At 59.9% G+C, this 8,775-nt stretch carries 8 protein-coding genes and 1 tRNA gene; all 9 read left to right on the top strand.

Annotation, left to right across the window (positions count from 1 at the left end; all coding sequences use genetic code 11):
- The coding region (gene glmM, locus ACESMW_RS13315; RefSeq protein WP_372987502.1) for a phosphoglucosamine mutase at positions 1 to 1,130 on the top strand (1,130 nt) is incomplete at its 5' end.
- Positions 1,131 to 1,205: 75 nt separating this feature from the next.
- On the top strand, positions 1,206 to 1,970 hold the full coding sequence (tpiA, locus tag ACESMW_RS13310) for a triose-phosphate isomerase (protein ID WP_372987501.1): 765 nt from the start codon (positions 1,206 to 1,208) through the stop codon (positions 1,968 to 1,970).
- Between the two features lie 18 nt (positions 1,971 to 1,988).
- Positions 1,989 to 2,366: a preprotein translocase subunit SecG gene (gene secG, locus ACESMW_RS13305; RefSeq protein ID WP_372987500.1), complete on the top strand. Its 378-nt coding sequence runs from the start codon at positions 1,989 to 1,991 to the stop codon at positions 2,364 to 2,366.
- Positions 2,367 to 2,374: 8 nt separating this feature from the next.
- Positions 2,375 to 2,459, top strand: a tRNA-Leu gene (locus ACESMW_RS13300).
- A 328-nt stretch (positions 2,460 to 2,787) separates the two neighbouring features.
- The gene (gene rimP, locus ACESMW_RS13295) at positions 2,788 to 3,249 is read left to right on the top strand and encodes a ribosome maturation factor RimP (protein WP_372987499.1); all 462 of its coding nucleotides are present in this window, start codon (positions 2,788 to 2,790) and stop codon (positions 3,247 to 3,249) included.
- Between the two features lie 54 nt (positions 3,250 to 3,303).
- Positions 3,304 to 4,797, top strand: coding sequence for a transcription termination factor NusA (gene nusA / locus ACESMW_RS13290; protein WP_372987498.1), 1,494 nt, complete (start codon positions 3,304 to 3,306; stop codon positions 4,795 to 4,797).
- Positions 4,798 to 4,815: 18 nt separating this feature from the next.
- Positions 4,816 to 7,380 carry a translation initiation factor IF-2 gene (infB, locus tag ACESMW_RS13285; protein WP_372987497.1) on the top strand — a complete coding sequence of 855 codons (2,565 nt, stop codon included), beginning with the start codon at positions 4,816 to 4,818 and terminating at the stop codon, positions 7,378 to 7,380.
- Positions 7,380 to 7,811 carry a 30S ribosome-binding factor RbfA gene (gene rbfA / locus ACESMW_RS13280; RefSeq protein ID WP_372987496.1) on the top strand — a complete coding sequence of 144 codons (432 nt, stop codon included), beginning with the start codon at positions 7,380 to 7,382 and terminating at the stop codon, positions 7,809 to 7,811. Before infB ends, rbfA begins: the two co-directional genes overlap by 1 nt.
- Positions 7,808 to 8,734, top strand: a complete 927-nt coding sequence (truB, locus tag ACESMW_RS13275; protein ID WP_372987495.1) for a tRNA pseudouridine(55) synthase TruB — start codon at positions 7,808 to 7,810, stop codon at positions 8,732 to 8,734. The genes rbfA and truB overlap by 4 nt, the downstream gene beginning before the upstream one ends.
- The last annotated feature ends 41 nt before the right edge of the window (positions 8,735 to 8,775 follow it).

Below are 8,775 nucleotides of genomic sequence, written 5' to 3'. Positions count from 1 at the left end.
TCGACGTGAAGCTGCTCGGTCCCATGCCGACGCCGGCGATTGCCTATCTCACCCGTACCTTCCGGGCGTCTGCCGGCATCGTGATCAGTGCGTCCCATTATCCTCACCACGACAACGGCATCAAGTTCTTCTCGTCAGCCGGCACGAAGCTTGATGATGCCCTCGAGGCGGAAATTGAGCGCTGGCTGGACCGTCCGCTGGAAGTCTGCGACCCCTCCGAGCTCGGCAAGGCGTCGCGGGTGGATGATGCTCCCGGTCGGTACGTGGAATTCTGCAAGAGCACGGTGCCCAATGAGTTCACCATGGACGGGCTGCATATCGTTCTGGACTGCGCTCACGGTGCCACCTATCACGTGGCGCCAAAAGTATTCCGGGAACTCGGCGCCAGGGTGTCGGTCATTGGTGCCGACCCCGACGGCCTGAACATCAACCTTAATGTCGGCTCTACCCACATGGATGCGCTCAAGGCGACGGTGCTGGAGAAGAAGGCGGATCTGGGCATTGCGTTCGACGGCGATGGCGACCGGGTGCTGATGGTGGATCGCGACGGCTCCGAAGTGGATGGCGATGAGTTGCTGTACATCATTGCCTCCCGGCGCCATGCCGAGGGTCGGCTGAACGGGGGCGTGGTTGGTACCCTGATGACCAACCTCGGTGTTGAACTTGCCCTGAAAGACGCCGGTATCGACTTCGAGCGCGCCAAGGTGGGCGACCGTTACGTGATGGAGCGACTGGTGGCCAATAATTGGGTGCTTGGTGGTGAGGGCTCAGGCCATATGGTAATCCGGGACTGCACCAGTACCGGTGATGGCATCGTCTCGGCCCTGCAGGTGATGCTGGCAATCCACAAATCCGGCCAGACCCTGGCCGAGCTGCGCCAGGGCATGACCAAACTGCCTCAGAAGATGATCAATGTAAGGGTGACGGAGCGTTTTGATCCGCTGTCCCGTGCCGACATTGTTGACGCGTTGCGCCAGGCCGAAGAGGAATTGGGTGAGGCTGGTCGGGTCCTGCTGCGGGCGTCGGGCACGGAACCGTTGATCCGGGTCATGGTAGAGGGTCAGGTCGAGGCGGATATCGTCCGGGTGGTCGAAGAGTTGGCCGGTGTGGTCGAGCAATCGAGCAGGTAATTTCGCGTTTTCAAGCGGTTGTGTGAGGGCAGGGACTGCTGTATAGTTCGCCCTCCCTTACGTTCGGGAAGAGTTATGCGTCGCAAGATCGTAGCCGGAAACTGGAAAATGAACGGGTCTGCGGACCTGGCAAAGCAGCTTGTCGGTTATGTGCGGGCTGAGGCGGACACCCTTGATAATGGCGTGGAGGTTGTTATTATTCCTCCGGCCCTGTATGTCCGGGATGTGCTTGACCAGTCGGGTGATGTACTCGGCGTGGGCGTCCAGAACGTGAGTCAGTGGGTTTCCGGTGCCTATACCGGTGAGATAGCCGCTGACATGGCAAAAGATCTGGGCTGTGGTTACGCTCTGGTTGGCCACTCTGAGCGCCGCGAGTACTTTGGCGAATCAGATGACGTGGTCGCTGCCAAGGTGGAGCGGGTTCTGGCCAGCGGTCTCACTGCCGTGGTTTGTGTCGGCGAGACACTCGAGCAACGGGAAACGGGGCAGGCAGAATCGGTTGTGGCTGCCCAGATCAAGCAGGGGCTTGCCCTTGTGAAAGCCGGGCAGTGGTCGGATATTGTGGTTGCCTATGAGCCGGTTTGGGCCATCGGCACCGGCAAAACAGCTACCGCCGAAGATGCCCAGAGTATGCATGCGGCAATTCGCAAGGTGCTGGCCGAGATGGGTGCGCCGTCAGAGGATATTTCTCTACTTTACGGCGGCAGTGTAAAAGCGGATAATGCGGCCGCTTTGTTCGCCGAGCCGGATATCGATGGCGGGCTTATTGGCGGTGCTTCGCTGATTGCAGAAGATTTTATGAGTATTTGCCGGTCGATGCCGGCGGGTACCAATGGTTAAAGGTTCGCGGGATTCGTTATGGATTGGATGGAAACACTGGTAGTCGTTGTGCACGTCGTCATTGCCGTCGCACTGGTGGGTCTGGTTCTGATCCAGCAGGGCAAGGGTGCCGACGCCGGCGCCGCGTTTGGTGGCGGTGCGTCCCAGACGGTATTCGGTAGTCAGGGTAGCGGTAGCTTCCTGACCCGTATGACCACGATTCTGGCGATCGTGTTCTTCGTGACAAGTTTTTCGCTGGCGGTGTTTGCCAAGCAGCGTGCCGAGGTGGCTGGTGAGGCCGGTATTCCGGTGGTCCAGGAATCCGCCGAGCAGGCACCGGTTGAGCAGGCCTCAGACTCCGCAGAGAGCAGCGAAGCCGAGAGTGGGAAGGGTTCCGATCTTCCCGAGCTCGAGTAAGAGGTGTTGCCCGGGTGGTGAAACTGGTAGACACGCTATCTTGAGGGGGTAGTGGCGAAAGCCGTGCCGGTTCGAGTCCGGCCCCGGGCACCATATATAAGAAAAACGGCTTGGATTTTCCAGGCCGTTTTTTTTTGGTCAGTCCTTGACCAGTCCGGCCGGCGTCTCTATACTCCGGCGGATATTGGAGCCGGTGGGCTGAGCCCCGGTTTCCTGGCAGGCCAGGTGTCTGTCAGCAGGAAGTCATGCTTGTAGTGAGTGCGACTTTCTGTGAGTTCTTGCAACAAAAGGCCCCAGTTTCAGGGGCTTTTTGATTAAGGGGCCTGGCGCATCGGGCCCTGGTGCATAAAAAGGGCTGATCAACAGCCCTTTTTTTGTTTGTGGGGCCGGTAAAAATTCCTGAAATGGAGATGACATAACTTTGTCAGCCAAGATTAAACAGCTGGAAGACCTCCTTCGGCCGATTGTCGAGGGGTTGGGGTATGAGTTCTGGGGGATTGAATTCCGTTCCCGGGGCCACCAGTCCCTGTTGCGTGTCTTTATCGACGATGCCGAGAACGGCATCGCCATCGACGACTGCGAGAAAGTCAGTCGCCAGATCAGCGGTGTGATGGATGTGGAAGACCCCATCCAGACCGAGTACACCCTGGAGGTTTCCTCTCCGGGGATGGATCGCCCGCTGTTTCGCCTTGAACAATACGAAGCCTTTGTTGGTCATCAGGTCCAGATCCGTTTGCGCATGGCCTTCGAGGGTCGCCGCAAGTTTCAGGGGCTGATCAAGGGTGTTGAAGGAGACGATGTGGTGGTCGTGGTGGATGACCACGAATACCTGTTGCCGTTCGACAGCATCGAAAAGGCGCACATCGTCCCGGTTTTTGAATGAGTCGAATTGAAAAGTCAGTGGACGCACAGTTTATTTTGAGGGCAGGGCAATCCAATGAGTAAAGAGATCTTGCTGGTGGTCGAATCCGTCTCGAACGAGAAGGGTGTCGAGAAGGATGTGATTTTCGAAGCGATCGAGCTTGCGCTCGCCACCGCTGCCAAAAAACGCTACGAGGATGAAGAAGCGGATATCCGGGTTGCCATTGATCGCCGCACCGGTGAATACGAAACCTTCCGCCGCTGGCTGGTGGTCGATAACGACCAGGTGCCTGCCCTGGGGACTGAGCTGACCCTTCAGGAAGCGGAGGAAATCGATCCGAACCTGAAGCCCGGCGACATGTACGAGGAGAAGGTCGAGTCTGTTTCCTTCGGACGTATCGGCGCCCAGGCCGCCAAGCAGATCATCTTCCAGAAAGTCCGCGAGGCCGAGCGCTCCAAGATCGTGGACAGCTACCGCGATCGCGTTGGTGAGCTGGTCTCCGGCACCGTAAAGAAAGTGACCCGTGACAATGTCATCGTTGATCTGGGCGGCAATGCCGAGGCGCTGTTGCCCCGGGAAAACCTGATTCCCCGGGAAACCTTCCGCATGGGTGACCGGGTTCGCTCACTGCTGCTGGAGATCCGCACCGACCACCGCGGGCCGCAGCTGATCCTGAGCCGGACCGCGCCACAGATGCTGATTGAACTGTTCCGGATTGAAGTGCCGGAGATTGCCGAAGACCTGATCGAGATCCGCGGCGCTGCCCGTGACCCCGGTTCCCGTGCCAAGATCGCGGTCAAGACCAATGACCGTCGCATCGACCCGGTCGGTGCCTGTGTCGGTATGCGTGGCTCCCGTGTTCAGGCGGTCTCCAACGAGCTTGGTGGCGAGCGGGTGGACATCGTGCTGTGGGACGACAACCCGGCTCAGCTGGTGATCAATGCCATGGCGCCGGCCGAAGTGGCATCCATCGTCATCGACGAGGATCGGCACACCATGGATGTGGCGGTAGCCGAGGACAACCTGGCCCAGGCCATCGGCCGTAACGGCCAGAACGTGCGCCTGGCGACCGAGCTGACCGGCTGGACCCTGAACGTGATGACCGAGGAAGAAGCCGGTGAGCGTCAGGAGCAGGAATACAACCGCCTGCTGGATCATTTCACCTCCAACCTCGATGTTGATGAGGAATTCGCCAGCGTACTGATCGAGGAGGGCTTCACTTCCCTGGAAGAGGTTGCCTACGTCCCGATGGAGGAAATGCTGTCGATTGAAGGTTTTGATGAAGAAACGGTGACCGAGCTGCGCCGCCGCGCCAAGGACGTCCTGCTGAACCAGGCGCTGGCAAGCGAAGAAGCGCTCGAGGGTGCCGAACCGGCCGAAGACCTGCTCAATATGGACGGCATGGATCGGGCGCTGGCATTCAAACTGGCCGGAATGGGTGTGCGCACCATGGAAGATCTGGCCGAGCAGTCAGTAGATGACCTGCTCGATATTGAAGGTATGGATGAAGAGCGTGCCGGTCAGTTGATTATGACGGCGCGTGCCCCCTGGTTTGAAGACCAGGCTTAATTCGGGAGGAGGACCAGTATGGCTGAAGTAACGGTAAAACAACTGGCCGCAGATGTAGGCGCTCCCGTGGATCGTTTGCTGAAGCAGATTGTCGAGGCAGGCCTTGATGCCCGTTCCGAGAACGACGCTGTAACCAGCGATGAGAAGCAGCAGTTGCTGGCCTATCTGAGAAAGACGCACGGTGAGGCGGAGGCAGAGCCCCGCAAGATCACCCTGAAGCGCAAGACCACAACGACCCTGAAGGCGGGCAAGGCCAAGACAGTGAATGTCGAGGTTCGCAAGCGTCGCACGTACATCAAGCGCGCAGAATTGCAGCCTGAAGCGGAAGCGCCCAAGCCGGAAGAGAAACTCGAGGAGCAGAAGCCGGTAGAGGCCGCTGCGCCTGCGGAAGAAACACCGAAGGTGGCCGCCGAAGCCGAAGCGCCGAAGCCGGAGGCCGAGAAGCCTGCAGAGGCCGAGGTTGCCGCGAAGGAAGAAGCTCCGAAGGCGGAAGAGCCCGTGGAATCGGCAGAGCCTGCCGTTGAGCCCGAGCCGCAGCCGGAAGACGTGCCGATCCCGCCGCCCGAGAAAGAGGGCAAGGATCGCAAGCCCAAGAAGAAGAAAGACAAGGGCCGTGAACGCGGTGAAGAACTCGAGGAAGGCAAGCCGAAGAAGAAGCAGGCTGGTCACCGCGGTCCTCGCAGTCGTCCGGTGGAAGAGCCGGTTGTGCTGTCCGAGGATGAGGAAGAGTCTGCGCCGCGCAAGTCGCTGCGTATGAAAAAGAAACCCAAAGAGAAGCGTCACGGCTTCGAGAGGCCGACCAAACCAATGGTCAGAGAAGTAGAGATTCCTGAAACGATTACCGTGGGTGACCTTGCCCAGCGTATGGCGGTCAAGGCCGCAGACGTGATCAAGACCCTGATGGGTATGGGCGTGATGGCCACTATTAACCAGGCGCTGGACCAGGAGACTGCAGTCCTGGTGACCGAGGAGCTTGGTCACAAGGCCAGGGCGGTCAGCGAAGATGCCTTCGAAGAGGAGGTTCTGAGCGAGCTCACCGAAACCGCCGAGGGCAAAGAGAAAATCAAGCGGGCGCCGGTTATCAGCGTGATGGGCCATGTTGACCACGGCAAGACCTCGCTGCTGGACTACATCCGTCGCACCAAGGTGGCTGCCGGTGAATCTGGTGGTATCACCCAGCACATCGGTGCCTACCACGTGGAAACCGACCACGGCATGGTGTCCTTCCTGGATACCCCGGGCCACGCGGCGTTTACCGCCATGCGGGCACGCGGCGCCCAGTGTACCGATATCGTTATCCTGGTCGTGGCTGCCGATGACGGCGTGATGCCGCAGACCAAGGAAGCGGTGGATCATGCCCGCGCTGCTGGCGTTCCCATCGTGGTTGCTATCAACAAGATGGACAAGGAAGAGGCCGATCCGGATCGCATCAAGAACGAGCTGGCGGGTATGGACGTAATCCCGGAAGACTGGGGTGGTGACACCCAGTTCGTGCCGGTGTCAGCGCATACCGGTCAGGGCATAGACGACCTGCTCGAAGCGGTTCTGCTGCAGTCGGAAATGCTGGAGCTGGAAGCCTCTCCGGACGCAGCGGCCAAAGGTGTTGTGGTCGAATCCAGCCTGGAGCGTGGCCGTGGTTCGGTGGCGACCGTTCTGGTCCAGAACGGTACCCTGCGCCAGGGTGACATGGTTGTCGCCGGTTCCTTCTTCGGTAAGGTCCGTGCCATGACCGACGAAGCAGGCAAGCAGGTCAAGGAAGCAGGTCCGTCCATTCCGGTTGAGATTCTCGGCCTGAACGGCACGCCGGATGCCGGTGACGAGTTCTTCGCCGTGGCTGACGAGAAGAAGGCCAAAGAGCTGGCCGAGTTCCGTCAGACCCGTGAGCGTGAGCAGCGTCTGCAGCGCCAGCAGGCGGCCAAGCTGGAGAACCTGTTCGAGAACATGGGCAAGGACGAGGTCAAGACCCTGAACGTGATCCTGAAGACCGACGTTCGCGGTTCCCTGGAAGCGATTACCAAGGCACTGCTGGATCTTGGCAACGACGAAGTCCAGGTCAAGATCGTGTCTTCCGGTGTCGGTGGTATTGCCGAGACGGATGTGAGCCTGGCGGCCGCCACCAACGCGGTTATCTTCGGCTTCAACGTCCGTGCCGACTCCGCTGCCAAGCGCCTGGTGGAACAGGAAGGTCTGGACCTGCGCTACTACAGCATCATCTACAACCTGATCGATGACGTGAAGGCCGCCCTGACCGGCATGCTGGCGCCGGAATTCCGGGAAGACATCGTCGGTATCGCCGAGGTGCGGGACACCTTCCGCTCACCGAAGTTTGGCCAGGTGGCCGGCTGTATGGTGGTTGAAGGCACCGTATACCGGAACAAGCCGATCCGGGTACTGCGTGACAACGTGGTGATCTTTGAGGGCGAGCTGGAATCCCTGCGTCGCTTCAAGGATGACGTTCCGGAAGTCCGTAACGGCATGGAATGCGGTATCGGCGTCAAGGGCTACGACGTGAAGGTCGGTGACCAGATCGAGGTCTTCGATCGCGTCAGGGTCGAGCGTAAGCTCGAATCTACGGGGGCCTGATGGCACGCGAGTTCAGCCGACTGGATCGCATCGGCGATCAGATGCAGCGGGAGCTGGCCCAGCTTATCCAGCGGGAAATCAAGGACCCGCGGGTAGGTATGGTCACGGTCAATGACGTAAAAGTCAGCCGTGACCTGGGCTATGCCGACATCTATGTTTCACTGCTCTCCACCGAGGAACTCACCGAAGAGTCTCCGGAGGTCAAGGAGTCCCTGGCCGTCCTGAACAAGGCGGCCGGTTTCCTGCGTGGTCAGGTGGGGCGTGCGATGAAGCTGCGGGTGGTTCCCCACCTGCGCTTCCACTTCGACACCCTGCTCGGTCACAGCCGGAAAATGGACAAGCTCATCCGTGAAGCGGTTGGCGACAAGCCGTCCGTGCCCCGGGATGACAATGACGATCCGGTCTCGGACAACCCGGAGCGCGACGCTTGAGCCGAAGACGCAAAGGCCGTGATGTAAACGGCATTCTGGTAATCGACAAGCCCCCGGGCGTCACTTCCAACGGTATCCTCCAGCAAGTAAAGCGACTGTATGGCGCGGCCAAGGCCGGCCATACCGGCGCTCTTGATCCGCTGGCCACGGGGGTCCTGCCCCTGTGCTTCGGTGAAGCCACCAAGTTCTCCCAGATGATGCTCGATAGCGACAAGGCCTATATCACCACGGCCCGGCTCGGTGTGCGCACCGAAACCGGTGACAGTGAGGGCAAGGTCGTCGAGGAGAAGCCGGTGCCGCCTCTCGATGCGGACCAGGTGGAAGCCGTTCTCGAACGCTTCCGGGGTGCCATCGAGCAGGTTCCTTCCATGTACTCCGCCCTCAAGCACAAGGGGCGTCCCCTATACGAATATGCCCGGGAAGGCATCGAGGTGGAGCGACCGGCGCGTCCGGTCACCATCTACGAGCTGACCCTGCTGGAGCTACGGGACAACGAGATGGACCTGGCGGTCAGCTGTACCAAGGGTACGTATATTCGCTCACTGGTTGAGGACATCGGCCAGGCTCTGGGCTGCGGCGCCCATGTGAGTGCCCTGCGCCGGACCATGGCGTCCGGGTTTACCCTGGCAAACGCCCATGACGTCAGTGAGTTGGAGGCCATGCGTGAGCGTGGCGAGAGTCTCGATGGCCTGCTCCAGGCCCCTGACAGTGCGCTGTCCATGTTCCCGGAGGTACGCCTGGAGGGAAGTGCAGCGGTATCGATCTTGAACGGGCAACAGGTTAGAATAAGCAATCAACCCCTTGAAGGCTTTGTGCGCCTCTATGGCGAGCAGGGTTTCATCGGGTTGGCAGAAGCTTTCCCGGAAGGCGAAAGGGTCCTGTTGGTCCCCCGCCGGCTGGTGAAAGGCAGCGCCGGACGTTAGTCAAGGCGCTGCATAGCCGGGCTGTAGAGATGCGCGGTTCG

Origin of the sequence: Marinobacter sp., assembly GCF_041690455.1 — a bacterium.
In the GTDB taxonomy this organism is placed as follows: domain Bacteria; phylum Pseudomonadota; class Gammaproteobacteria; order Pseudomonadales; family Oleiphilaceae; genus Marinobacter.
This window is presented reverse-complemented; position numbering and strand designations above follow the sequence as displayed.

Coding starts and splice junctions, on each gene's coding strand:
- tpiA (WP_372987501.1), top strand. CDS start 1,206: ATGCGTCGCAAGATCGTAGCCGGAAACTGGAAAATGAACGGGTCTGCG.
- secG (WP_372987500.1), top strand. CDS start 1,989: ATGGATTGGATGGAAACACTGGTAGTCGTTGTGCACGTCGTCATTGCC.
- nusA (WP_372987498.1), top strand. CDS start 3,304: ATGAGTAAAGAGATCTTGCTGGTGGTCGAATCCGTCTCGAACGAGAAG.
- infB (WP_372987497.1), top strand. CDS start 4,816: ATGGCTGAAGTAACGGTAAAACAACTGGCCGCAGATGTAGGCGCTCCC.
- rbfA (WP_372987496.1), top strand. CDS start 7,380: ATGGCACGCGAGTTCAGCCGACTGGATCGCATCGGCGATCAGATGCAG.